Here is a 25,470-nt window from a genome sequence, read left to right on the forward strand (position 1 = left end):
CGAGGGGAGGAAGAAAACCCCCTCGGATGGAAGTTTCACTTTATAGTACGTTTAATGTAACTTCTATATTTCCTCTTGTTGCCTTAGAGTATGGGCATACTCCGTGTGCAGCTTCGACTAATTGTTTTGCTTCTTCGCGAGATACGCCCGCTACACGTACATTTAATGTGGCAGCTAATCCAAATCCACCATCTGTATCTTTGCCAATCGATACGTGAGCGGTTACCTCTGTACTTTCTACTTTTACGCGTTTCGTACGAATGACAAGCTGCAATGCACTATCAAAACAAGCTGCATAACCTGCTGCAAATAATTGTTCAGGATTTGTTGCTGCGCCGCCCATACCGCCTAATGCTTTTGGCATTTTTACATCAAGGTTTAATACACCATCCTCGGAGATTACTTTTCCGTTTCGTCCACCTGTTGCTGTTACAGTAGCAGTATATAATGTTTCCATTGTTATTCCCCTTTTCTATCATTCATTGTTTTCATTGTTTCAATTAATTTATTTAATTGAATTAATAAAGTTGTATAATCTTCTGCTGTAATTCCTAAATGTGATGCCATTGTTTCTGGCAATGAACATGCTTTTTCTTTTAAAGCAGCTCCTTGTTCTGTTAGTTCAATACATACTTTTCGTTCATCTTTCTTTGAGCGAACACGCTTAACAAGCTGTAAACTTTCCATTCTTTTTAACATGGGTGTTAATGTTCCGGAATCTAAAAATAATCGCTCACCAATTTCTTTTACTGTAATTCTGTCTTGTTCCCACAATACTAACAAAGTAATGTACTGCGGATACGTAATGCCCATTTCCTCTAAATAAGGACGGTAAAAGCGTGTAACTTCTCTAGAACAAGCATAAATAGAAAAACAAAGTTGATTATCTAGATGTAAAGGATTCTCATGCATGAGTATCTCTCCTTTTTAAATTGTGCACAATTTAATTTTGTAAAATCAATATAAAATAAAAAAAACGAGATGTCAAACAAAAAGAAAATCTATCGTTTGGCATAATCATACATATTTTCATTCAATTGAAAGAAGCTAAGGAAAGTTAGCCTTTCTGTATGTATGGAATAGTTTCCATTACTTGATTCCGACATTTTTTTTTGGTAACGTACAGATAGAGTTATTATTTTATAATTATTATAAATTGAAGCGTGGTTTTTACTGTCCCTTTGAGAGAGGGAAGGTAAAATAATCGTCCTTTATGAAAAGTTATCCTCACCTTTCTTCTTTCATTCTTTACTTATCACTGTGGATGTCTTATTGTCAGTTAAGTAAGGGAGAGAAGATGTTCACACGATTGTCAGATTTATAAGAGGAAAGTTGTATTATGATAGTAGATAAGATGAAAAATCGGTTGAAGGGGGACATGCTGCGTGCATATTCTTGTTGTTGGTGTTAACTATCGAACAGCCCCTGTAGAAATTCGTGAGAAACTAACGTTTCAGGCAACAGAATTAGAGAAAGCAATGACAACATTACAAAAACAAAAAAGTGTATTAGAAAATGTCATTGTATCAACGTGCAATCGAACGGAAATCTATGCTGTAGTAGACCAGTTACACACAGGACGCTATTATATTAAGAAATTTATGGCTGATTGGTTTCAGTTTGAAATAGAAGAAATTGCACCATACTTGTCTCTTTATGAACAAGATGGTGCTACAGATCATTTATTCCGCGTAACATGTGGATTAGATTCAATGGTAGTTGGAGAAACGCAAATTTTAGGTCAAATTCGTAGTAGCTTCTTACTTGCACAAGAGGTAAAAACGACAGGAACGATATTTAATGAATTGTTTAAACAAGTCGTTACATTAGCAAAACGTGCGCATTCAGAAACAACGATTGGCGGTAATGCGATGTCGGTAAGTTATGCCGCTGTTGAACTTGGAAAGAAAATTTTTGGTGATTTAAAAGATTGCCATGTTCTTATTCTTGGTGCAGGCAAAATGGGCGAATTAGCACTGCAGAACTTGTACGGGAGCGGTGCGCATAAAGTGACTGTTATGAATCGTACGTTTGCGAAAGCAGAAACGATGGCAGAAAAATATATGGGGCTTGCAAAGCCGTTGAATCAGTTGCAATGTGCACTGTTAGAAGCTGATATTGTAATTAGCTCAACAGGGGCTTCTGAATATGTGATTACGAAAGAAATGATGTCCAAAGTAGAAAGGATGCGTTGTGGTCGTCCGCTCTTTATGGTAGATATTGCAGTGCCGCGTGACATTGATCCAGCAATTGATGCGTTAGAAAGTGTTTTCTTATATGATATTGATGATTTACAAGGTGTTGTGGAAGCGAATCGTGCTGAGCGATTAAAAGAAGCTGAGAAAATTCAAATTATGATTGAAGAAGAAATGATTCTATTTAAGTCATGGCTGAATACGCTTGGTGTTGTACCGTTAATTTCGGAACTTCGCGATAAAGCATTAGCGATTCAAAGTGAAACAATGCAAAGTATTGAACGGAAAATTCCAACGTTAACAGAGCGGGAACGAAAAGTGATTAGTAAGCATACGAAAAGTATTATTAATCAATTGTTAAAAGATCCAATTTTAATCGCGAAAGAGTTAGCGGCTGAAGAAGATGCGAAAGAAAAACTTGCTCTATTTGCGAAAATTTTCGATTTAAATGCGAAAGAAGTAGTGGAAGAGAGCGAAGTAGAATGGAAACGGGCAGAGAAGTGGACAGTATCCGCTCCATCTTTGTAATGGAAAGGATAAACGGATGGGTGTTTTAAACAATAGCATTATTTATCATATTGCCATTATTTTATATGCCTGTAGCGTTAGTTTATATTTCATAGATTATTTTCAAAGTAACCGAAGGGCAAATCGGATTGCCTTTTGGTTACTTTCTGTTGTATGGGTACTATATTCAATCTTTATGTTACTTCGGGCAACAGAAGCGGAAATTAATCCAATTTTAACGTTATTATCAGGTATTTATTTTTATGTATGGCTATTAATTACATTATCATTAATGATTAACCGATTCATGCGCATTGACTTTTTAGTCTTTTTCACAAATATGATTGCGTTTGGTGTAAGCGCTTTTTCTATTTTTACGCCGCTTGGAAAAATGTCGCCGGTATTAGCAAATCAATTAGTATCGGAGCTTGTTTATGTACATATTGGTATGGCGATTATTTCCTATGCAACATTTACAGTTTCTTTTATTTTTTCCATTATGTATTTAATTCAATATCGTTTATTAAAGCAAAAAAAGTGGAATGCAAGGTTAAGGCGGTTAGGAAATTTACCGAAGCTGGACTCTATGTCATATGGTTTAAATTTATTTTCTGTACCTTTCTTTTTATTAGCCATTTTGCTTGGGTGTCTATGGGGATATACAAAGTTAGATAATTTTCATTGGTATGACGCGAAGGTAATCGGATCTTTCATCGTCTTATTTGTATACTGTGCAGGTATTTATTTACGCGGATCAGATACGTTACAGGGAAAGAGAATTGCGAGCTGGAATATTGGAGCATTTCTTATTATGTTAATTAATATTTTCTTATTTAGTAGTTTATCGAACTTCCATTTTTGGTACTTATAAGAGGAGAGAAAAATATGCGCAAAATTATTGTAGGATCAAGAAAAAGTAAATTGGCATTAACGCAAACAAATTGGTTTATCGATCAATTAAAGGCGCTAGGATTGCCATATGAATTTGAAGTGAAAGAAATTGTAACGAAAGGTGACGTTATTTTAGATGTGACACTTTCGAAAGTAGGCGGAAAAGGGTTGTTCGTAAAAGAGATCGAACATGCACTGTTTACAAAAGAAATTGATATGGCTGTCCATAGTATGAAAGATATGCCAGCAGTACTTCCTGAAGGACTAACAATTGGATGTATTCCAAAACGTGTAGATCCGCGTGATGCATTTATTTCTAAAAATGGAGAATCGTTTGATGAGTTACCAGAAGGAGCGGTGATTGGTACAAGCAGTTTACGCCGCAGTGCACAGTTGTTAGCTGCGCGTCCGGATTTACAAGTGAAATGGATTCGCGGAAATATTGATACGAGGCTACGTAAGTTAAAAGAAGAAGATTACGATGCGATTATTTTAGCAGCTGCAGGACTAAAGCGAATGGGCTGGGCAGATGATGTGATTACAGGGTATTTAGAAGAAACGGTATGTGTACCAGCTGTCGGCCAAGGGGCGCTATCGATTGAATGCCGCGAGGATGATGCGGATTTATTACAATTATTAAGTCATTTAAATGATAATGTAACAGCGAGAACAGTAGAAGCAGAGCGTGTATTTCTAAATAAATTAGAAGGAGGCTGCCAAGTTCCGATTGCTGGACATGCAACGCTCAAAGAAGATGGCCAAATTGAATTAACAGCTCTTGTTGGATCGACAGATGGCACTGTCTTATTGAAAGAAGTTGTTGCTGGTGAACATGCAAAAGAAGTTGGAGAGCGAGCAGCAGACTTGTTAATCGGGCAAGGAGCAAAGGAACTTATTGCCGCAGCAAATCAGGAGCAAAACTAGCAATATGACTTCTCTTTGCGGAAAAACAGTGCTAATTACAAGAGCCCAGCAACAAGCGAAGCAACTGAGTACAGCAGTGCAAAAACAGGGCGGAATTCCAATGGAAATTCCGCTTTTACATATAACAGCAGCTGCACGTGAGCAATTTCAACAAGTGCGTGAGGAATTAAGCACATATGATTGGATTATTTTCACAAGTAAAAATGGTGTGAATTTCTTTTTGGATGGTGCGGGGCAACCGTTGCCGCATACTATGAAAATTGCCGCAGTCGGCGTGAAGACAAAGCGAGAATTAGAGCACCGCGGCTACAATGTTCATTTTGTACCAACTACATTTGTAGCTGAAGCATTTGCGAAAGAATTTGTGAATCATATTGGAAGCGGGACTCGTATATTACTGCCAAAAGGAAATCTAGCAAGAGATGTAATACGAGAAGCGCTGCGAAATCATGGTGCGATTGTACGCGAACTTGTTGTATATGAAACGGCCGTCCATCTACAAATGCGTGAACAACTTATCGAGGCACTGCGATCAAGAGCAATTGATGTGATTACCTTTACAAGTCCGTCTACTGTCCGGAGTTTTATTACATTGCTTGAAAGTGAAAACTGGAGAGAATGGGTAAAAGGATGTACAATTGCTTGTATAGGTCCTATTACAGAACGAGAAGCCCGTCAACATTTTCAAAACCTTCTTGTTCCGAAAGAATATACAATTGAATCTATGTTACAATGCATTTCAGAATATATATAAATCCATTTTGATTTTTCAACATATAAGTTGCTGTTATATAAAACAAAAAGTGACATGCACTTGTTTTCTCTCTTTTTTTATCAACGCACGTGGCAGGAAAAGGCTCTGACCGCTTCTATGCATGGCCAGACCCTCTCGCCGCCCACCCCTAAAAAGAAAAGGGTTTTTATGTCTGTTTTTCAACTTGTATTTATATATAATAAAGTGAAACTTTAAGAATTGGAGATGGAAAAGTTATGAATCCTTTACAATTTAACCGTCATCGTCGTTTACGACAAAGTGCAAATATGCGTGCTCTTGTACGTGAAACACATCTACATACAGAAGATTTCATTTATCCAATTTTTGTTTTAGAAGGAGAAAATAAGCGTAATGAAGTTCCTTCTATGCCAGGTGTATATCAAATTTCTTTAGATCATCTGCAAGTAGAAATGCAAGAAGTTGTCGATTTAGGTATTCGTTCTGTTATCGTATTTGGTTTACCTGCTGAAAAAGATGCAGTTGGTTCTTCTGCATATTGTGAGCACGGTATTGTACAGCGAGCAATTACACAAATTAAAGAGAGATTTCCAGAATTAGTAGTAATCGCAGATACATGTTTATGTCAGTATACGAGTCATGGCCATTGTGGTGTAATTGAAGACGGAATTATTTTAAATGATGAATCGTTAGAGGTTCTTGCAAAAACAGCAGTAAGTCAAGCAAAAGCAGGTGCGGATATTATTGCACCATCTAATATGATGGATGGATTTGTAACATTTATTCGTCATGCGTTAGATGAAAATGGCTTTGCGCATGTCCCAGTTATGTCATATGCAGTGAAATATGCGTCGGCCTTTTATGGACCGTTTCGTGATGCTGCACATGGTGCACCTCAATTTGGTGATCGTAAAACATATCAAATGGATCCAGCGAATCGTTTAGAAGCATTCCGTGAAGCTGAGTCAGATGTGATGGAAGGAGCGGACTTCTTGATTGTGAAGCCAGCACTTTCTTATTTAGATATTATTCGTGATGTGAAAAATAACTTTAATCTTCCGGTTGTTGCGTATAATGTGAGTGGTGAATACTCGATGATTAAAGCGGCGGCACAAAATGGCTGGATTAATGAAAAAGATATTGTTCTTGAAAAATTATTAAGCATGAAGCGTGCTGGAGCAGATTTAATACTTACATATCATGCGAAAGATGCAGCGAGATGGTTACAAGAAGGGAGCGCACGATAATGAAAAGTTTTGATAAATCTATTGAAGCGTTTGAAACAGCAAAAGATTTAATGCCAGGCGGTGTAAATAGTCCAGTGCGTGCTTTTAAATCTGTCGGTATGAATCCGCTATTTATGGAGCGAGGAAAAGGCTCTAAAGTTTATGATATTGATGGAAATGAATACATTGATTATGTATTGTCATGGGGACCGCTTATTCATGGTCATTCCAACGACCAGGTTGTGGAAGCATTAAAAGCGGTAGTAGAAAAAGGAACGAGCTTTGGTGCGCCGACAGAAATTGAAAATAAACTAGCACAGCTTGTAATCGATCGTGTACCGTCTATTGAAATTGTCCGTATGGTTAACTCTGGAACAGAGGCGACAATGAGTGCACTTCGCTTAGCGCGCGGTTACACAGGGCGTAATAAAATTTTGAAGTTTGAGGGCTGCTATCACGGGCATGGCGATTCTCTTTTAATTAAAGCTGGTTCTGGTGTTGCTACGCTTGGTTTACCAGATAGCCCTGGTGTACCAGAAGGCGTTGCGAAAAATACGATTACGGTTGCGTATAACGATTTAGAAAGCGTGAAATATGCGTTTGAACAGTTCGGTGATGATATTGCGTGTGTCATTGTAGAGCCAGTAGCTGGAAATATGGGGGTTGTACCACCGCTTCCGGGATTTTTACAAGGCCTTCGTGATGTTACAACAGAATATGGTGCGCTTCTTATTTTTGATGAAGTGATGACGGGCTTCCGCGTAGCTTACAATTGCGGACAAGGATATTTTGGAGTAACACCTGATTTAACATGTTTAGGAAAAGTAATTGGAGGCGGGCTTCCTGTTGGGGCATATGGTGGTAAAGCTGAAATTATGAAGCAAGTAGCACCAAGTGGCCCAATTTATCAGGCTGGTACACTATCTGGTAATCCATTAGCGATGACAGCAGGATATGAAACGCTTGTTCAGTTAACACCAGAAAGCTATAAAGAATTTGAACGTAAAGCGGAAATGCTTGAAAAAGGTTTACATGAAGCAGCGGTAAAATATGATATTCCGCATTGTATTAACCGCGCTGGTTCTATGGTTGGTATTTTCTTTACAGATGAAAAGGTTATTAACTACGAAACAGCAAAAACGTCCAATTTAGAATATTTTGCAGCGTATTATCGTGAAATGGTAGAACAAGGTGTATTCTTACCGCCTTCTCAATTTGAAGGGTTGTTCTTATCAACAGCGCATAGTGATGCTGACATTGAAGCGACCATTGCTGCTGCAGAAATTGCTATGTCTAAACTAAAAGGGTAAAAAATCCTTTTCTTTAGGGGGAGCGAGAGGACCTGGCCGTGCATAGAAGCGGTCGGGTCCTTTTTCTACCACGTCCGTTGTGAAAACAAAGAGAGGAAGCAAGCGGGGATTACATTTTATTATGGATGGCAGTGATTTGTAAGTTGGAAAAGCAAAATGTATTTATATATAAATACCAGTTGAAATCCTAGCATTCCCCCTTTTTTTAGGGAAGGTAAGAGGACCTGGCCGTGCATAGAAGCGGTCAGGTCCTTTTTCTGTCATGTTCGGTGTGAAAACAAAGAGAGAAAGTAAGTGAGGATCACTTTTGGTTTTGTGCCGCAGTAATGTATGTGTTGAAAAATAAAAAAATCGCTCTTATCGGAGAGCAATTTTTTTATTCATAAAGTCTCCGTTCCTCACATAAACCTGTAATGACATATAGTTTGAGAGGGGGAATACGAAGTGGCAGCAGATCAACAAACTTCATTGCGGTTTTCGTTAAAAGAGTCTGTATGGTTTCAAAAAGGACAGGAAGTCAATGAATTACTTTCTATTTCATTAGATCCTGATGTTGCTATAGAAGAACGTGAGTATGAAATTGTTGTGTGCGGGCAACTTGATTTAACAGGGGAGTATATCCCAAAGGAAGAAACAGAGGCGTTCTCATTGCGAGAGTTATCTCCAGTACGTACGATAGATTATGTGGAGACGCGTGATGATGGGATAAATGAATTGGTACATTCGTTTCCACTGGAGATTTCGATTCCACGCGGCCGCGTGAAACAAGTTGAAGATTTATATGTAGATATTGAAGAATTCGATTATGCGCTGTTAGAAAATGGATGTTTGCAGCTTTTAGCGGATGTTTCAATTCATGGATTATGTGATGAAGAGCGTGAAGTGGAAGAAACGGTGGAAGAAGAGATAGTAGAAGAAGAGATAGTAGATAAAGAAGTGATAGAGACTGATGAATGGGAAGATTATGCTTTTGAGCCATTTCAGCTAGAGGCTCGTCAAGAACCGGAGCTTGAACTAGAAGAAGAGAAAGAAATCGAAGAAGAGGAACAAAGAAAAGAGGAAGAGCAAAGACAAGAAGAAGTCGTCGCACCTCAGCTGTTCTTCGGACGCAAAGAAACAAAAGGACAGGATGTCGATGAGAAAGAGAAAGAAGAAATGTCATACTCACAGCGGGATGAAAATGCGCTATATTTAACAAAATTGTTTTCAAAGCAACCAGAAGATGAATTTACAAAGCTGCGACTTTATTTTGTGCAAGAAGGCGATACGATTGAATCTGTTGCAGAGCGTTATGACACTTCCGTACAACATTTACATCGTGTAAATCAAACCGATGATTTGTATTTAACAGCAGGACAAATTTTATATATACCAGTGCCCAAGATGAAAGCAAAGTGAGTGAAGAGAAATCTTCCTCACCTCTTTTCTTTTTCACGCTCCTGTAGAAAGGGTCGTTGTTCGTATGGACATGGAATTACGAGAGCGTTATGCTTCTATTTTGCAGCTATATCAATTAGCTCCTGAGCATATTGAGGAATATGGGAATGTAATAAAAATTTATACGAACCAAGGTCCATATGCGTTAAAAAAATTGCCACCTCAAAAATTAGAACGAAGTAATCTTATGTATTATGTTCAGTTTTTACGAGAAAAAGGATTTACGAATTTTGCTCCTATTTATCATGCGAAAGATGGAAGGCACATTTTAAGTGATGGTGAGCATAGTTATTATTTAATGCCTTGGCTCGGAAACGCAGAAAGTCAAGGTGAAGAGAACGATCAGTATCATAAAATGTTTCAAACACTTGCTATGATGCACAAAAAAACAGTGAGAGAAGAAGAAGTGACAGAAGAAGCAATTCAAGGACATTTTGATAATATTTCAAATCGATGGGAACAAGATGGCGTGTTATTAGAGGAGTTTTTAGTTGAATCAGAAGCGAAATGGTATATGTCTCCGTTTGAATTGCAATATTGTACTTACTTTCATCAAGCGATGCGTGCTTGTGAATTTGCGAAGAAACAATTTACAGAATGGCATGAAGCAATGAAAGAAAAAGAAAAAACACGTATTTCATTTATTCATGGAAATGTTTCAATGAATCATTTTTTATTCGATTATCAGCGGAACGGTTATTTTATTAGTTTAGAAGATGCGCAGTTTGCTACCCCCGTTCAAGATATCGTTCAATTTTACTCGCGTTCCTTCAACACATATCCAATTGCAAGAAATGATCGATATGAATGGTACCAAATATACGAAAAGAATTTTACGTTTACGAAAGAAGAGAAGCTGCTTATGCTTGCGTATTTAGCGTATCCCAAAACATTTATTAAGCAAGTGCATGCATATACAAATGCTCGAAATGCCCGTAATGAAACAAAGGAGTTACAGGATGTGAAAATGCTTCAACAAGCACATTGGCTTATAAGTAATATTGAATATTTCGTGGCGCAGCTTCAAGCCGCTGAGCACCAAGCGCAGTAAAAGGAAAAACAAAATTAGCCGTAGCTTCAAGAAGAAGTTACGGCTGATAATGTAAGCGAATTGTTGCTGCTATAAAAATAGCAAGGATGACAAAATCTAAAAACGTAGGAAGTAGTAAAGTACGAATGCCTTGGAAAATCGTGAGCGGAATTGCAAAATCAGAAAACAGCGTTTGTAAATTTCTTAACCAAGAAGGGGCTGAAAAGTTGTATGTGCGTCGATAGCGTCGCATAATCGTCCTCCGTATTAGAAACTTCTCTAGTATGGAACGATAAGAGAAGTGGAAATGTGATACTACAATATGCAGGATAAGCACCTAATGTGCTTGTGCTGCACTTTTTTCATTTTCTTTGCATATGTTATAAAAAACTTGGTTAAGCTTATTGGAAATAGAATGTAATAATTATAGACGTAAGTCGAAAAATATTTTTATCTTGACGAATATGGTTTCGTTTTTTACACTATTGTATATAATAAATAACAATTATATAAATGCGTTGAAGGGGAAGAGTATAACATTAAACGTCTGCAGAGAGGAGAATTATTAGCTGTGAGATTCTCTAGATAGTCATGTTAGAAGGTAGCCCTGGAGCATCTTTTCTGAACGGAGTCATTCTCATTAGGAAAAGACGGATCTGTCCGTTATCAAATCAAGAGTATAAGCAAATTTTGAATTTGTTTGTAAATAAAGGTGGTACCACGATGTCCCTCGTCCTTTTTGGATGAGGGACATTTTTTATTTTTAAGGAGGGAAAAATATGTCAAACACGGAAAAAAATTTACCAACTAAATATGATCATATGTCCGTTGAAGAAGGCCGTTATAAATGGTGGCTTGAAGGCAAATATTTCGAAGCAAAAGGAGATGCGGAAAAACAGCCGTATACAATTGTAATCCCGCCTCCAAACGTAACAGGTAAACTGCATTTAGGTCATGCATGGGATACAACACTTCAAGATATTTTAACACGTACAAAGCGTATGCAAGGATACGATGTATTATGGCTTCCAGGTATGGACCATGCGGGTATCGCAACGCAAGCGAAAGTAGAAGGGAAACTTCGTGAAGAAGGTATTTCACGTTACGATCTTGGTCGTGAGAAATTCCTTGAAAAAGCATGGGAATGGAAAGAAGAATATGCTTCTCACATTCGCGAGCAATGGGGAAAAGTTGGTCTAGGATTAGATTACACTCGTGAGCGTTTCACATTAGATAAAGGCTTATCTGATGCGGTTAATAAAGTATTCGTTCAATTGTACGAAAAAGGTTTAATTTACCGCGGTGAATATATCATTAACTGGGACCCTGCGACACGCACTGCCCTTTCTGATATTGAAGTAATTCATAAAGATGTGCAAGGTGCATTCTATCATATGAATTACCCATTAACAGACGGTTCTGGTCACATTCGTCTTGCGACAACTCGTCCAGAAACAATGCTTGGTGATACAGCAGTAGCAGTTCACCCAGAAGATGATCGTTACAAGCATTTAATCGGAAAAACGGTTACACTTCCAATCGTAGAGCGTGAAATACCGATTATTGCTGATGAGTATGTAGAGAAAGATTTCGGAACAGGTGTTGTAAAAATCACACCAGCTCATGATCCGAATGACTTTGAAGTAGGTAACCGTCATGACTTACCACGCATTTTAGTAATGAACGAAGATGGAACAATGAACGAAAAAGCTGGTAAGTATAACGGTATGGATCGCTTTGAATGCCGTAAGCAATTAGTAAAAGACTTGCAAGAAGCTGGCGTATTGGTAGAAATCGAGCCTCATATGCATGCGGTAGGTCATAGTGAGCGTAGCGGGGCAGTTGTTGAGCCGTATTTATCAACACAATGGTTCGTAAAAATGGCACCACTTGCAGAAAAGGCTGTTGCTCTGCAACAAAAAGAAGAAGAAAAAGTAACGTTCGTACCAGATCGTTTTGAGAACACATACTTACGCTGGATGGAAAACATTCATGACTGGTGTATTTCTCGTCAATTATGGTGGGGACACCGCATCCCAGCTTGGTATCATAAAGAAACTGGTGAAGTATACGTAGGTACAGAAGCTCCAGCTGATATCGAAAACTGGAACCAAGATAACGACGTACTTGATACATGGTTTAGCTCAGCGTTATGGCCATTCTCAACACTTGGTTGGCCAAATGAAAATGATGAAGACTTCAAACGCTACTATTCAACAGATGCACTTGTAACTGGTTATGACATCATCTTCTTCTGGGTATCTCGTATGATTTTCCAAGGTCTAGAGTTTACAGGAGAGCGTCCATTTAAAGACGTATTAATTCATGGTCTTGTTCGTGACGAGCAAGGACGTAAAATGAGTAAATCTCTTGGTAACGGTATTGATCCAATGGAAGTTATTGAGAAGTACGGTGCAGATGCAATGCGCTTCTTCTTATCAACAGGAAGTGCACCAGGTCAAGATTTACGCTTTAGCATGGAGAAAGTAGAATCTACTTGGAACTTCATCAATAAAATTTGGAATGCATCTCGTTTCGTATTAATGAACATGGAAGACATGCAATACGAAGATATTGATTTAACTGGTGAAAAATCAGTTGCAGATAAGTGGATTTTAACTCGTTTAAATGAAACAATTGAAAGTGTAACGCGTAACATGGATAAATATGAATTTGGTGAAGCTGGTCGCGCATTATACAACTTCATTTGGGATGATTTCTGTGACTGGTACATTGAAATGGCGAAGCTTCCATTATACGGTGAAGATGAAGCAGCGAAGAAAACAACTCGTTCTGTTTTAGCATACGTACTAGATCAAACAATGCGCCTGTTACATCCGTTCATGCCATTCGTAACAGAGAAAATTTGGCAGCATTTACCTCATGAAGGTGAATCTATTACAGTAGCAGCATGGCCAACAGTTCGCGAAGATTTACAAGATAAAGAAGCAGCGGCAGAAATGCATCTTCTTGTTGACATCATTCGCTCTGTTCGTAACATTCGTGCGGAAGTAAATACGCCAATGAGCAAAAAAGTTCAATTGCAAATTAAAGCGAAAGACGAAGCAGTACTAGCACAGCTTACGAAAAACAGCTCTTACATTGAGCGCTTCTGTAATCCAAGTGAATTAACAATTCAAACGGATTTACAAGCACCGGAAAAAGCGATGACAGCAATTGTATCAGGTGCAGAGTTATTCTTACCGTTAGCTGATCTAATCAACCTTGATGAAGAAAAAGCACGTCTTGAAAAAGAACTTGAGAAGTTCGATAAAGAAGTAGAACGTGTACAGAAGAAACTTTCCAATCAAGGATTCGTAGCAAAAGCTCCGGAAGCAGTTATTGAAGGAGAACGCGCGAAAGAGAAAGATTACCTAGAAAAACGCGAAGCAGTTCGCCAACGTCTAGCGGATCTACAAAAATAAAGAGAAACTTTAATCAGTTGGAGTATTACCGCCCGCAAATAGCGGGATAAAATATTTTCAATAGCGAACCACGGCAAAGATTGTTCTATTTGAGTATAATAGGGCTAGAGCAATCTTTTGCTTTGGTTCGTTTTTTTGATGAAAAGGGGAATGGTATACGTGATACATACATATGAAGAAGCAATCGGCTGGATTCATAGCCGTTTAAAATTTGGTATAAAACCAGGGTTAGAGCGCATGGAGTGGATGTTAGAGGAACTTGGAAATCCGGAGCGTCATATAAAATGTGTTCATCTTGCGGGAACAAATGGAAAAGGTTCTACGCTCACATATATGCGTTATATGTTACAGGCGGCAGAGTACAAAGTAGGGACATTTACTTCTCCGTACATTGAAACATTTAATGAACGGATTAGTGTGAATGGTGTACCGATTGCAGATCAAGAAATTGCAGATCTTGTAAATATGGTCAAACCTGTTGTGGAAAAGTTAGATGAAACAAATTTAGGTGAAGCGACAGAATTTGAAATTATTACTGTTATGGCGCTTTATTATTTTGCAAAGATGAATATGTGTGACATCGTTTTACTTGAGACAGGACTTGGAGGACGTTTCGATTCAACGAATGTCATTCACCCTGCGCTTACAATTATTACAAATATTGGCCATGATCATATGCATATTTTAGGAGATACGTTAGAAGCGATTGCATTTGAAAAGGCGGGAATAATAAAATCAGGTGTTCCTATTATAACTGGTGTGCAGCAAAACGAAGCGTTAGAAGTCATCCGTACAGCTGCCATTGAAAAACGTTCTAACTTATATGAACTAGGAAATCAAATTCAAGTAGAACATCATTCTTCAGAGAAAGAAGGAGAACGGTTTACATTTTCGTCTCCATTCCGTACGTATGAAGATCTTTTTATTTCTATGAAAGGCCAGCATCAAGTGCAGAATGCGGCGCTGGCGCTTATGGCGATGTCATACTTAAACGTGTATCAAGCATTTTTAATTGATGAAGAGCATATCCGCAAAGGATTAGCTGAAGCATATTGGATTGGACGTTTTGAACAACTTTCTACTCATCCTCATGTCATTATTGATGGGGCACACAATCCAGAAGGTATAAATAGTCTTGTAGAAACTGTTCGTGCACACTACAGTGAAAACCGAATTGTTATTTTATTTACAGCACTTGGGGATAAGCAACTCGATGAAATGGTTGGACAATTAGAAACAATTGCAGATGAAATGATTTTTACAACGTTCACGTTTGATCGTGCTATCTCTGCCGAGGCTCTTGCTGCTCATTCAAAACGAGAATCGAAACATATTTTTGAAAACTGGCAGGAAGCGATTAGTAGGACAATGGATTCTTTACAAGAAGATGATATTTTCTTACTAACAGGTTCTCTTTACTTCATATCAGAAGCTCGTAAATATGTGGTTCAAAAAACTAGACAGAAATAAGCTGTCTAGTTTTTTTGTTCTACAAATAAAGACGCAGGCATACATATAAGATAACAATATAGGATAATTTGGCGAATCCCTTTGACAAGTATCTCGTTTTTTTTTGAAACGAGTATGATACGATGCTGGCAATGATAAGAAGTAAGGAGTGGGGGTATGGACAAACAATCGCGACCAATTTCAATTAAAGTGAATGGAACGGAAGCAAATTATATAGAGAAGAAAGAAGAGGAAGCAAAAAAAGAAGAGTTTGAGTGGGTGCTCCCGGAGAATACGGTGACAAATAATGTTGTGTCGTTTCAAAAACATGCAGCATCAATACGTAAAGGAAAAAAAGGCTGGAGTAATAGATTTATTCTCACGGTATCTACAGCAATTGTAATTGGGACAGGGTTTGGAATGGGAATGCTGCACTTGCTAACGGGACAAGAAACTGTTCGTGAAAAGACAGCTCCAGCAGCAAATGTTACAGGGCAAAATGAAACAAAAAAACCGACAAATGAGAAAACAGAAGAAAAGAAAACAGCCCCAGCCCCTTTATCACCGCTGACGATTTATTTTGTACAGGGCGGGGTGTTCTCTTCGAAAGAAAAGGGACAGGCATCATTAAAAGAGTTCCAAGAAAACGGAGTCCCTGGAGCAGTTATGCAGTCAGGAGATAAATATTTACTTGTTCTTGGAATGGCACATGATGAACAATCTGTCACGCAGATGATCACGCAATATAAACAAAAAGATATATCAGTTGTGAAAAAGAAATGGGAGATTACAGATCAAGCGCTTTTAAAACAGGATCAAGAGTATGGAGCGTTTTTGGAAAAGTTACAATCATTGTATGGGAAATTATTGAAACAAGCCGCTGTGATGCAGTCCGGAAACAAAATAAGTAAAACAGATATAGAACAGATTGAAAATGAATGGAAATCAGTAAAAAAAGAAGAGGCAGCACTAAAGCGGGATGATATGAAAAAGTTGTTTACGTATGCATCAGTGGCTGTGCAAACAATACAAGAGGGAAAACAAGATATGGAAACGATGACGAAATTGCAGCAAGTGTTAGCAGATAGCTTTCTTTCTTATGAAAAAATAGTTTCACAAAAAAACAAAAACGTATAATAATTAGATAATGTTTAACTCATAATCATTATGTAGTTGCTTTTTTCTATTGCTTATTAGCACTGAAGAAAGGGAAAGTGAGTTTGTGCTTTTTCCTTTCTTTTGTATTTTTTTAAAAAGAAAAACGATATTTTTAAAATTTGAGGAGAATCTATACATTTAGTATGGTTATGCTGTATCTTCCTGCTAATTTTAAGAATGAAAGGAGAACGTATGAAAAAACTTATTTTAGCGTCGGGTTCACCAAGGCGTAAAGAATTACTTGAGCTAGTAGATATACCATTTGAGGTTGTAGTTAGCGATGTAGAAGAAACGATTGGAGCATATTCATCACCGCATGATATCGTGATGTCACTTGCATTGCAAAAAGCATCTGCTGTAGCAAAGGATTATGAAGACTATGTTGTGCTTGGTGCTGATACAATTGTTACTTACGAGTCGCGTATTCTAGGAAAACCAGAGGATGAGAGTGAAGCGAAAGAAATGTTGCAGCTCTTATCAGGGAAAACACATGAGGTGTATACAGGGGTTGCTCTTATTTCAAAAGAAAAAACAGTGACATTCTATGAGCGTGCAGAAGTAACGTTTTGGGAATTAACTGAAGAAGAAATTCATGCATATGTACAAACGAAAGAACCGCTTGATAAAGCTGGGAGTTATGGGATACAGGGAAAAGGTGCTATTTTTGTTCAGCATATACAAGGTGATTATTATGCGATTGTTGGCTTACCGATTGCTCGTGTTGTGCGCGAGTTGAAACAATTTAATATGTAAAGGAGGCTGGAATATGAGCTGCATTCGTGATGTTGTGAAAGAAGATCAACCACGGGAACGTTTATTGCTAGAAGGAGCAAGCAGCTTATCAAACACAGAACTTCTCGCTATATTACTTCGAACTGGTTCAAAAGAGGAGTCAGTTTTAACATTAGCAAATCAAATTTTGCATCATTTTGACGGATTACGAATGTTAAAAGATGCAACAATTGAAGAAATGACAAGCATTCATGGCGTTGGGGTGGCAAAAGCATCCCAACTTATTGCTGCTTTTGAACTCGGACGAAGAATGGTACGCTTAGAGTATCAAAATAGATATAGCATTCGTAATCCGGAAGATTGCGCACGTTATATGATGGAGGAGATGCGCTTTTTACAACAAGAACATTTTGTATGTTTATATTTAAATACGAAAAATCAAGTGATGCATCGGCAAACGGTATTTATTGGAAGTTTGAATGCCTCGATTGTACATCCGCGCGAGGTGTTCAAGGAAGCTTTTCGCCGCGCTGCTGCTTCTATCATATGTCTTCATAATCACCCTTCAGGCGACCCCACGCCAAGCCGAGAGGATATTGAAGTCACGAAAAGACTTGTAGAGTGCGGAAAAATTATTGGGATTGAAATTCTCGATCATATTATTATTGGTGACCATAAATTTGTTAGTTTAAAAGATAAAGGTCATATTTAAGACTATTTTTTTTCTTTATTTTGTTTTATAATGTGAGTTATGAGTTTTTTGTAGGCTTTCGTCTACACTATAACAAAGAACATGCAAAAACGTTATGTTTTATATAAATATAATAATATTTAAAGCAAAAAATGAGCATTTTTGTTAAAATTAGAAAGGAAGATATATAATATGTTTGGATTTGGTGGTTTTACTCGTGACCTTGGAATAGACTTAGGAACAGCAAATACGCTTGTATATGTAAAAGGGAAAGGTGTCGTTGTACGTGAGCCATCTGTTGTGGCATTGCAAACAGATACAAAGCAAATTGTTGCAGTTGGTAACGATGCAAAACAAATGATTGGTCGTACACCTGGAAATGTTGTGGCACTTCGTCCGATGAAAGACGGTGTTATCGCTGATTATGAAACAACAGCAACAATGATGAAATACTATATTCAACAAGCACAGAAATCAAATGGCTTCTTCTCTCGTAAGCCTTACGTAATGGTATGTGTGCCATCTGGTATTACGGCGGTTGAAAAACGTGCGGTAATCGATGCAACTCGTCAAGCAGGTGCACGCGATGCATACCCAATTGAAGAACCATTTGCAGCTGCAATTGGTGCGAACTTACCTGTTTGGGAACCAACAGGAAGTATGGTTGTAGATATAGGCGGTGGTACAACAGAAGTTGCCATTATTTCTCTTGGCGGTATTGTAACAAGCCAATCTGTTCGTGTTGCTGGTGATGAAATGGACGATGCAATTATTCAGTACATTAAGAAAAACTACAATTTAATGATTGGGGAACGAACTGCAGAAGCATTAAAATTAGAAATCGGTTCTGCTGGCGAACCAGAAGGTGTTGAACCAATGGATATTCGTGGTCGTGATTTAGTGACTGGATTACCAAAAACGGTATCGATTCGTCCAGAAGAAATTGCATCAGCGTTAAAAGATACTGTAGATGCAATTGTTGAGTCTGTAAAAAACACATTAGAAAAAACTCCGCCAGAATTAGCAGCGGATATTATGGATCGTGGAATTGTTTTAACAGGTGGCGGTGCTTTGCTTCGTAATTTAGATAAAGTAATTAGCGAAGAAACAAGAATGCCAGTGCTTGTTGCAGAAAATCCATTAGATTGCGTAGCAATTGGAACAGGTAAAGCGTTAGACAATATCGATCTTTTCAAAAGTGCTCGATAAAATCCATTATTTCAACATAAAAAATTAGTGAATTTAAGAGGGTGTGAACGTGCCACAGTTTTTCTTAAACAAAAGATTAATTGTTTTATTAGTTAGTATTATTCTTCTCGTGGCATTGATCGGAATCTCATTGAAAGAACGGAAAAATCTAACGTGGCCAGAGCAGTTTGTAAAGGATACCGTAGGAGTTGTAGAACGTGTATTTCAAAAGCCAGCGAATTATGTTGCCGGATTCTTTGAGAACATAGAAGATGTAAAGCGCACGTATGAAGAAAATAAAGAATTAAAAGCAAAATTGGACAAGTATGCAGAGTTGTCCGTAAAGGTAAAAGAATTAGAAAAAACAAATGAAGAACTTCGTGATATTCTTGGAAAAAAAGATACACTTCGTGATTTTAACCCTGTTCACGCAACTGTCATTAATCGTAATCCAGATAAATGGAATGATATAATTGGTATTGATAAAGGTGCACAGGAAGGCATTCAAAAAGATGCGGCTGTTATTACATCAAAAGGTTTAATTGGAAAAGTAAAAAGCGTTTCACAGTTCACTTCCACAGTTGAGCTCATAAGCTCATTAAATCGAACAAATCGTATTTCAGCTGTTGTCCGAGGGGATAGCAATGTTTTTGGATTAATTGAAGGGTACGATAAAGAAAAGCAGCAGCTTGTTTTCACAAAAATTCCATCTGGTGTAAAAGTAGAGAAGGATCAAACGGTCGTAACTTCAGGCCTTGGCGGTGTGTTCCCAGATGGATTGGTTATTGGACAAATCGTTGAGGTAACAGCTGATGAGTATGGATTAACACAAACAGCTTATATCAAGCCAGCAGCAGATTTAAATGATGTCAACAATGTTATGGTTGCAAAACGAACAATGCCGACAGTGGATATAGGGAAATAGGAGGGGGAAGAGATGGAGATTATAAAAAAAGCGATTCTTCCTCTTCTACTTCTTTTCGCATTTGTATTGGAGAGTATGTTTTCTACTATTGTTCCAACGGGTCTTTTTTGGAAGCATACAATTGTAGCACCGCATTTTTTAATGATTGTTTTATGCTTTATTACAATTTACTTTAATTCTGTACAAGGTGTTTACTACGGACTACTATTTGGATTTTTATTCGATATAGTACATACCGAACTAGTTGGTGTGTATATATTTGCTTATCCGATTTTAGCTTATCTTGTCTATCAGGCAATGCGAATTTTACAAGTGAACCTTTTTATTGTGTTCTTTATTGTATTAGCAAGCATTGCTGCGCTAGAGTATTATGTGTATGGATTTTTGACGCTAATTGGTCGTGTTCATATGTCAGCGCATATCTTTTTTACAGATCGTCTTCTTCCGACATTGTTATTGAACGGAATTTTTTTACTACTGTTTTGTTTCCCACTGAAACGATATATTTTACGTCTTTCAGATGCCATGGAAGAAAAAGAAAAAAGGATTTTCTAATTTTATGTCGAATTAAACCGGTGGGGTGAGCATTGGTGACAGAAAAAAAGCAACAAAATGTGACTATAAAAGGGACGAAGGATGGTTTAGCATTACATCTGGAGGATTCCTGTTCATTTCGCGAATTGTTACAAGAACTTGACGAAAAGCTTTCAACCCATTATTACGAGGGTGATGGACGCTCTTTAATTGAAGTACAGGTCAAAGTTGGGAATCGTTATGTAACAGAAGTGCAACAAGAAGAGTTGCGCACGCTAATTCGTAATAAAAAGAATTTAGTTGTAGATTCTATTGAGAGTGATGTTGTAACGAAAGAACAAGCGTTAGCATGGAAAGAAGAAACAGAAATTATTTCTGTTTCAAAAATTGTTCGCTCAGGTCAAATATTGCGTGTAAAAGGCGATTTATTATTGATTGGAGATGTGAATCCAGGCGGTACGGTTATCGCCGGAGGAAATATTTTTATTATGGGAACATTACGAGGAATTGCACATGCTGGATATTATGGGGATGCAGAAGCTGTTATAGCAGCTTCTGTTATGAATCCAATGCAGCTTCGGATTAGCGACGTGACAACGCGCGCTCCTGAGGAGAAAGAAGACGGGGCGGAAGGGGCAGAATGTGCCTACATTAATGAGAACAATCACATTGTTGTCGATCGCATTCAACTTCTCACTCATCTTAGACCTAATTTAACAAGGTTAGAAAGGGGAATTGTATAGCTGTGGGAGAGGCAATAGTTATTACATCTGGAAAAGGCGGAGTAGGTAAAACTACAACGTCTGCAAATATTGGTACAGCCTTGGCGTTATCTGGGAAAAAAATATGTTTGATTGATACAGATATTGGCTTGCGAAATTTAGACGTAGTAATGGGGTTGGAAAACCGTATTGTATATGATCTCGTTGATGTTGTTGAAGGGCGTTGTCGTTTACCTCAAGCTCTTATTAGAGATAAGCGCTTTGATGAACTCTATTTATTACCTGCAGCACAAACGAGTGACAAATCAGCGGTAACACCTGAACAAATGGAAGAATTAATACAGCAACTACGTCAAGATTATGATTACATATTAATTGATTGCCCAGCAGGTATTGAACAAGGTTTTAAAAACGCTGTGGCAGGTGCTGATAAAGCGATTGTTGTGACAACACCAGAAGTATCTTCAATGCGTGACGCTGATCGGATTATCGGACTATTGGAAAAAGAAGATATCGAGCCACCGAAGTTAATTATCAATCGTGTGCGCGGTCATATGCTACATGAACAAGATATGTTGGATGTAGATGAAATTGTACGTACCTTGTCAATTGAATTGCTTGGGATCGTAGAAGATGATGATGAGGTAATTCGAGCAACAAATACAGGAGAGCCTGTAGCGTTGCAACCGAATGGAAAAGCATCAATTGCTTATCGAAATATTGCAAGACGTTTGCTTGGAGAAAATGTGCCATTGCAACCGCTTGAAAATGGAAAAGAATCAGTATTTACGAAAATGAAAAAATTCTTCGGGATACGTTAAGAGCACTTCGTATATATGCGGGGTGCTTTTTTTTGTATTCCTGCTAAAAATGTAGCAGAAGGTAAGAATGCTAAGTGCTGGCATACGTGAAATTACTTTAATTAACCTTCTAGGAGAAAAGCATTCCTATGAATATCTTTCTCGGACAACTCATACATATGTACAAACTGATGGAAAGAGGAAGGGGTCAGGATGAGAAATAAGCGAGTAGAAGAAATAAAAAAACGTATTGCTAAGAGGAAAGCAGAGCAGGAAAAAAGAGAAGAAGATGAGTTGTTTTCATTTGAAGAACAAGAATATACACCGCTTTTTGCTGAAGAAGGAGAAGAAGCACATCCTCTCTTCCGCAAGGAAATATTTCTCTTTAAGTTACTACTATCCGCTATTCTTGTTCTTGTCGTAGCCATCTTATTTAAAAACACAACAAATTCTTTTGAAGGAGCACGTACAGTTGTTAAACAAACAATGAAAGAAGAGTTTCAATTTGCATTTGTTTCAAAGTGGTATGAATCACAGTTTGGAAAACCACTATCTTTTTTTCCTTCTAGTGAAAAGAAAACAACTCAGAAAGAAAAGAATTATGCTGTTCCTGCCTCAGGAAAAGTAATGCAAAGTTTTCAGGCAAACGGACAAGGTGTGTTTGTACAAACAGCTACGAATGCCGTTGTGGAATCAGTTAATGAAGGAATTGTTGTCTCGATTGATCAAAAAGAGGAGTTTGGAAATACAGTTGAAATCCAACATGCAGATGGTACGGAATCTTGGTACGGAAACTTAGGAGAAACATCAGTTAAGTTATATGATTATGTAGCGAAAAAGCAAAAAGTTGGAACAGTTGCAAATGGAAAATTTTATTTTGCATTTAAAAAGAATGAAAAATTTATTGATCCAATTCAGGTGATTTCATTTGAATAAATATAGTGAGGTTTTTTCAAAGATTACCATTCATCCATTGTTTTGGGGAATTATAGCAATTGCGGTTTTTACAGCTCGTTTTAAAGAGGTTCTCATTTTATTTTTCATTGTCTTTATTCATGAATTAGGTCATGCGATAGCAGCTGCCCATTTTAAATGGCGCATTAAGCGAATTCAGCTCTTGCCATTTGGCGGGGTAGCGGAGCTTGATGAGCATGGGAATAAGCCGTTAAAAGAAGAGGCAATCGTTATTATAGCAGGGCCTGTTCAACACGTATGGATGGTAGCCGCAGCCTACTTATTGTACACAGTAGGCTGGATGGGAGAGAACTTTTATCATTTTTTCATGTGGAACAATATGCTTATTTTGTGCTTCAATTTATTGCCGATTTGGCCTCTTGATGGGGGAAAGATTGTACTGAATATATTGTCGCATCGCTTTCCATTTTTACAAGCACATAATATTATGATGAGAATATCAATTGTTTGCCTGAGCGTTGTATTAGGATTGCAGCTTTTCTGGAATGGAAAGAATATGATGATGTGGGCGTTACTTCTTTTTTTAGCATTTTCTTTATTCCAAGAATGGAAACAGCGCCGCTATGCATTTATGCGCTTTTTATTGGAGCGTTATTATGGGAAAAAGCAAGAAGTTGTAAAGGTAGCAGCTATTACAGTTGGAAAAGAAGCGAGTTTGTATCATATTTTCACACAGTTTCGAAGGGGCTATAAGCATTCGATTATTATTCAAGGAGATCATAAAAATCAATACACGCTAGATGAAAATGAATTGCTTTACGCATATTTTACAGAAAAAAGAACAACATCATCCATAGAAGAGTTAATTGGTTAGTGTTGACGGTAACACTAACCTTTTATTATTGTATAAAAAAGGATAATTACTCAGTCACTCTGTGCAAAAAGGAAGAAAAGCATTTTTTTAAATGGTCGAGAGGGACTGGCTATGTATAGGAGCGGTCAGGGCCTTTTCCTGCCACGTACAAAGTTTTAAAACAAAGAAAGGCAGCAAGGTGTAGATCCATTTTTATCTTCGTGGCAGCAACCTATATGCTGAGAAATGAAAATAACTTTCTATAGGTAATAAGGAGCGTATTTTCACTGGAATCATACCTCTTACCAAATGTATAGCTGAGTAGTTACAAAAAAGGATAAAAGAGAGGAATAGACTTTGAAAACGTTATACATAAATTACATTGGTTCGGAAAAACGAGTTGCTGTTGAAGAAGAGCAAGAGATTGTAGAACTCTTATGGCAACGAAATGAACAAAAACAAATTGTTGGAAATATATATATTGGTCGTGTCATGCGAACAATCGCGGGGATGAACGCTGCTTTTGTCAATATTGGTTTAGAGAAGCATGCCTATTTGTCCTATGAAAACGTACCATCAGCTATGCGGTTACATGAAGGACAAGCAATCCTTGTACAAGTAGTGAAAGAAGCGATTGATACGAAAGGACCAAAAATAACCGCGAATATAGAATTCACCGGGAAATATGTTGTATATATGCCCTATGACACAGTTTTTGCCGTTTCCCGGAAAATAAAGGATGCGAAAAAACGAGAACAACTTCTTGCGCTAGAAAAAACAGGAGGATTTATTTTCCGTTCTGCATGTGAGAAAGTGCAGATAGAAGAAATACAAGCGGAGATGCATCGTCTTCAGTTGCAATTTGAACTTGTGAAAAAACAAGAACAGCGAGGGAAAGCCCCACTTCTTGTTCATTCTTCTTCTAATTTTTTAGATCGAATCTTTCAAGAGATACCAGTAGAGGCGGTTTCACAGGTGATTGTAGATCAGCGCAGTATGATACAGGAATTAGGAGAGAGAATAGGTGCAGAAAAAGTTACTTTCTTTCATGAAAAGACGCCATTATTTGCCCGCTATGGAATCGATCGTGAAATTGAAAAGGCACTGCAAAAGGTAGTGTGGCTTCCAAACGGAGCATATTTACTCATTGAACAAATGGAAACGATGACTGTAATTGATGTAAACACTGGTAAATTCACCGGGAAACAAAATTTACAAGATACAGTGCTACGCACAAATGAACTAGCAGCAAAAGAAATTGCACGGCAGCTGCGACTTCGTGATATTGGTGGGATGATTTTAATCGATTTTATTAATATGAAGCGCCGCGAAGAAAAAGAAAAAATAAGAGACATCGTAAAGTTGCACTTAGAAAAAGACCACACTTATACGAGAGTGTTAGGATTTACAGAGCTTGGTATTTTAGAAATAACAAGAAAACGAAAAAAACAATCGCTTCGTGATACGCTATTAACAGATTGCATGATTTGTCGAAGCAGTGGTTATGTGTTATCGCATGAAACGGTAGCATATGAGTTAGAGAGAGAACTAATCGCTTATAATGGAACAGATGACGAGGCTGTTTTAATCGCTGCTCATCCGAATGTGCAGCAAATCTTTTTTGAAAAAGAACTGCAGCGCAATATATCTTTTCAAATTTATTTTATTGATGATGAAGCAGCATGTTACACGATTCAACGCTTTGGAACGAAGGAAGAGATACGCACGCGGAAAAAATAGTTAGTAGAAGATTCATTGACAATGGGCTATGTTTCGTGATAACATCTCTATGTTATAGTTTATAGCACCTAAACGGCTATATACT

24 protein-coding genes and 2 other annotated features (1 of these 26 cut by a window edge) are annotated in these 25,470 nt (G+C 37.7%); of the genes, 21 read left to right on the top strand and 3 right to left on the bottom strand.

Annotation, left to right across the window (positions count from 1 at the left end; translation table 11 throughout):
- Positions 1-40 precede the first annotated feature (40 nt).
- Both WAZ07_RS01915 and WAZ07_RS01920 read right to left on the bottom strand, forming a co-directional pair.
- Positions 41-457, bottom strand: a complete 417-nt coding sequence (locus WAZ07_RS01915; RefSeq protein ID WP_090918692.1) for an organic hydroperoxide resistance protein — start codon at positions 455-457, stop codon at positions 41-43.
- 2 nt (positions 458-459) lie between these two features.
- Complete coding sequence (locus tag WAZ07_RS01920; protein ID WP_336471102.1) at positions 460-912, bottom strand: MarR family winged helix-turn-helix transcriptional regulator; 453 nt, start codon at positions 910-912, stop codon at positions 460-462.
- 473 nt (positions 913-1,385) lie between these two features.
- Between WAZ07_RS01920 and hemA the strand changes: the two genes are divergently transcribed.
- The 8 genes from hemA (at position 1,386) to ysxE (ending at position 10,274) form a co-directional block, all read left to right on the top strand.
- Positions 1,386-2,723 (top strand): glutamyl-tRNA reductase, encoded by a 1,338-nt coding sequence (gene hemA, locus WAZ07_RS01925; protein ID WP_336471103.1) that lies wholly within the window; start codon positions 1,386-1,388, stop codon positions 2,721-2,723.
- 16 nt (positions 2,724-2,739) lie between these two features.
- Positions 2,740-3,573, top strand: a complete 834-nt coding sequence (locus WAZ07_RS01930) for a cytochrome c biogenesis protein (protein WP_090918687.1) — start codon at positions 2,740-2,742, stop codon at positions 3,571-3,573.
- A 14-nt stretch (positions 3,574-3,587) separates the two neighbouring features.
- Positions 3,588-4,517, top strand: coding sequence for a hydroxymethylbilane synthase (gene hemC, locus WAZ07_RS01935; protein WP_336471104.1), 930 nt, complete (start codon positions 3,588-3,590; stop codon positions 4,515-4,517).
- 4 nt (positions 4,518-4,521) lie between these two features.
- Complete coding sequence (locus WAZ07_RS01940) at positions 4,522-5,271, top strand: uroporphyrinogen-III synthase (protein WP_336471105.1); 750 nt, start codon at positions 4,522-4,524, stop codon at positions 5,269-5,271.
- Positions 5,272-5,507: 236 nt separating this feature from the next.
- Positions 5,508-6,497 (top strand): porphobilinogen synthase, encoded by a 990-nt coding sequence (gene hemB / locus WAZ07_RS01945; protein ID WP_336471106.1) that lies wholly within the window; start codon positions 5,508-5,510, stop codon positions 6,495-6,497.
- Positions 6,497-7,786, top strand: a complete 1,290-nt coding sequence (gene hemL / locus WAZ07_RS01950; RefSeq protein ID WP_336471107.1) for a glutamate-1-semialdehyde 2,1-aminomutase — start codon at positions 6,497-6,499, stop codon at positions 7,784-7,786. The genes hemB and hemL overlap by 1 nt, the downstream gene beginning before the upstream one ends.
- 444 nt (positions 7,787-8,230) lie before the next feature.
- On the top strand, positions 8,231-9,184 hold the full coding sequence (spoVID, locus tag WAZ07_RS01955; protein ID WP_336471108.1) for a stage VI sporulation protein D: 954 nt from the start codon (positions 8,231-8,233) through the stop codon (positions 9,182-9,184).
- A 64-nt stretch (positions 9,185-9,248) separates the two neighbouring features.
- The gene (ysxE, locus tag WAZ07_RS01960; RefSeq protein WP_336471109.1) at positions 9,249-10,274 is read left to right on the top strand and encodes a spore coat protein YsxE; all 1,026 of its coding nucleotides are present in this window, start codon (positions 9,249-9,251) and stop codon (positions 10,272-10,274) included.
- Between the two features lie 37 nt (positions 10,275-10,311).
- On the opposite strand, the gene WAZ07_RS01965 is transcribed toward ysxE, so the two are convergent.
- On the bottom strand, positions 10,312-10,506 hold the full coding sequence (locus tag WAZ07_RS01965) for a hypothetical protein (protein WP_336471110.1): 195 nt from the start codon (positions 10,504-10,506) through the stop codon (positions 10,312-10,314).
- Positions 10,507-10,762: 256 nt separating this feature from the next.
- Positions 10,763-10,994: a binding site (T-box leader), on the top strand.
- A 38-nt stretch (positions 10,995-11,032) separates the two neighbouring features.
- Between WAZ07_RS01965 and WAZ07_RS01970 the strand changes: the two genes are divergently transcribed.
- The 13 genes from WAZ07_RS01970 (at position 11,033) to WAZ07_RS02030 (ending at position 25,385) form a co-directional block, all read left to right on the top strand.
- Positions 11,033-13,678: a valine--tRNA ligase gene (locus WAZ07_RS01970; protein WP_336471111.1), complete on the top strand. Its 2,646-nt coding sequence runs from the start codon at positions 11,033-11,035 to the stop codon at positions 13,676-13,678.
- A 159-nt stretch (positions 13,679-13,837) separates the two neighbouring features.
- Complete coding sequence (locus tag WAZ07_RS01975; RefSeq protein WP_336471112.1) at positions 13,838-15,148, top strand: bifunctional folylpolyglutamate synthase/dihydrofolate synthase; 1,311 nt, start codon at positions 13,838-13,840, stop codon at positions 15,146-15,148.
- Positions 15,149-15,304: 156 nt separating this feature from the next.
- Positions 15,305-16,264 carry a stage II sporulation protein B gene (locus tag WAZ07_RS01980; protein ID WP_336471113.1) on the top strand — a complete coding sequence of 320 codons (960 nt, stop codon included), beginning with the start codon at positions 15,305-15,307 and terminating at the stop codon, positions 16,262-16,264.
- Between the two features lie 213 nt (positions 16,265-16,477).
- Positions 16,478-17,038, top strand: a complete 561-nt coding sequence (locus WAZ07_RS01985; protein WP_336471114.1) for a Maf family protein — start codon at positions 16,478-16,480, stop codon at positions 17,036-17,038.
- A 13-nt stretch (positions 17,039-17,051) separates the two neighbouring features.
- Entirely contained in the window at positions 17,052-17,729 is a 678-nt protein-coding gene (gene radC, locus WAZ07_RS01990) for a RadC family protein (protein WP_090918667.1), read from the top strand.
- Between the two features lie 171 nt (positions 17,730-17,900).
- Positions 17,901-18,917 carry a cell shape-determining protein MreB gene (gene mreB / locus WAZ07_RS01995; protein ID WP_336471115.1) on the top strand — a complete coding sequence of 339 codons (1,017 nt, stop codon included), beginning with the start codon at positions 17,901-17,903 and terminating at the stop codon, positions 18,915-18,917.
- 49 nt (positions 18,918-18,966) lie between these two features.
- Positions 18,967-19,821: a rod shape-determining protein MreC gene (mreC, locus tag WAZ07_RS02000; RefSeq protein WP_090918663.1), complete on the top strand. Its 855-nt coding sequence runs from the start codon at positions 18,967-18,969 to the stop codon at positions 19,819-19,821.
- Between the two features lie 12 nt (positions 19,822-19,833).
- Positions 19,834-20,376 (top strand): rod shape-determining protein MreD, encoded by a 543-nt coding sequence (gene mreD / locus WAZ07_RS02005; RefSeq protein WP_090918661.1) that lies wholly within the window; start codon positions 19,834-19,836, stop codon positions 20,374-20,376.
- Between the two features lie 35 nt (positions 20,377-20,411).
- Positions 20,412-21,098 (top strand): septum site-determining protein MinC, encoded by a 687-nt coding sequence (gene minC, locus WAZ07_RS02010; RefSeq protein ID WP_336471116.1) that lies wholly within the window; start codon positions 20,412-20,414, stop codon positions 21,096-21,098.
- Between the two features lie 2 nt (positions 21,099-21,100).
- Positions 21,101-21,898, top strand: coding sequence for a septum site-determining protein MinD (gene minD / locus WAZ07_RS02015; protein WP_336471117.1), 798 nt, complete (start codon positions 21,101-21,103; stop codon positions 21,896-21,898).
- 192 nt (positions 21,899-22,090) lie between these two features.
- The gene (locus tag WAZ07_RS02020) at positions 22,091-22,813 is read left to right on the top strand and encodes a M23 family metallopeptidase (protein WP_336471118.1); all 723 of its coding nucleotides are present in this window, start codon (positions 22,091-22,093) and stop codon (positions 22,811-22,813) included.
- Positions 22,806-23,666 (top strand): M50 family metallopeptidase, encoded by an 861-nt coding sequence (locus WAZ07_RS02025; RefSeq protein WP_336471119.1) that lies wholly within the window; start codon positions 22,806-22,808, stop codon positions 23,664-23,666. Before WAZ07_RS02020 ends, WAZ07_RS02025 begins: the two co-directional genes overlap by 8 nt.
- 336 nt (positions 23,667-24,002) lie before the next feature.
- Positions 24,003-25,385 (top strand): Rne/Rng family ribonuclease, encoded by a 1,383-nt coding sequence (locus WAZ07_RS02030; protein WP_336471120.1) that lies wholly within the window; start codon positions 24,003-24,005, stop codon positions 25,383-25,385.
- 77 nt (positions 25,386-25,462) lie between these two features.
- Positions 25,463-25,470: a sequence feature (ribosomal protein L21 leader region), on the top strand (it continues 70 nt past the right edge of the window).

The organism is Bacillus bruguierae (assembly GCF_037104725.1).
Classification (GTDB): domain Bacteria; phylum Bacillota; class Bacilli; order Bacillales; family Bacillaceae_G; genus Bacillus_A; species Bacillus_A bruguierae.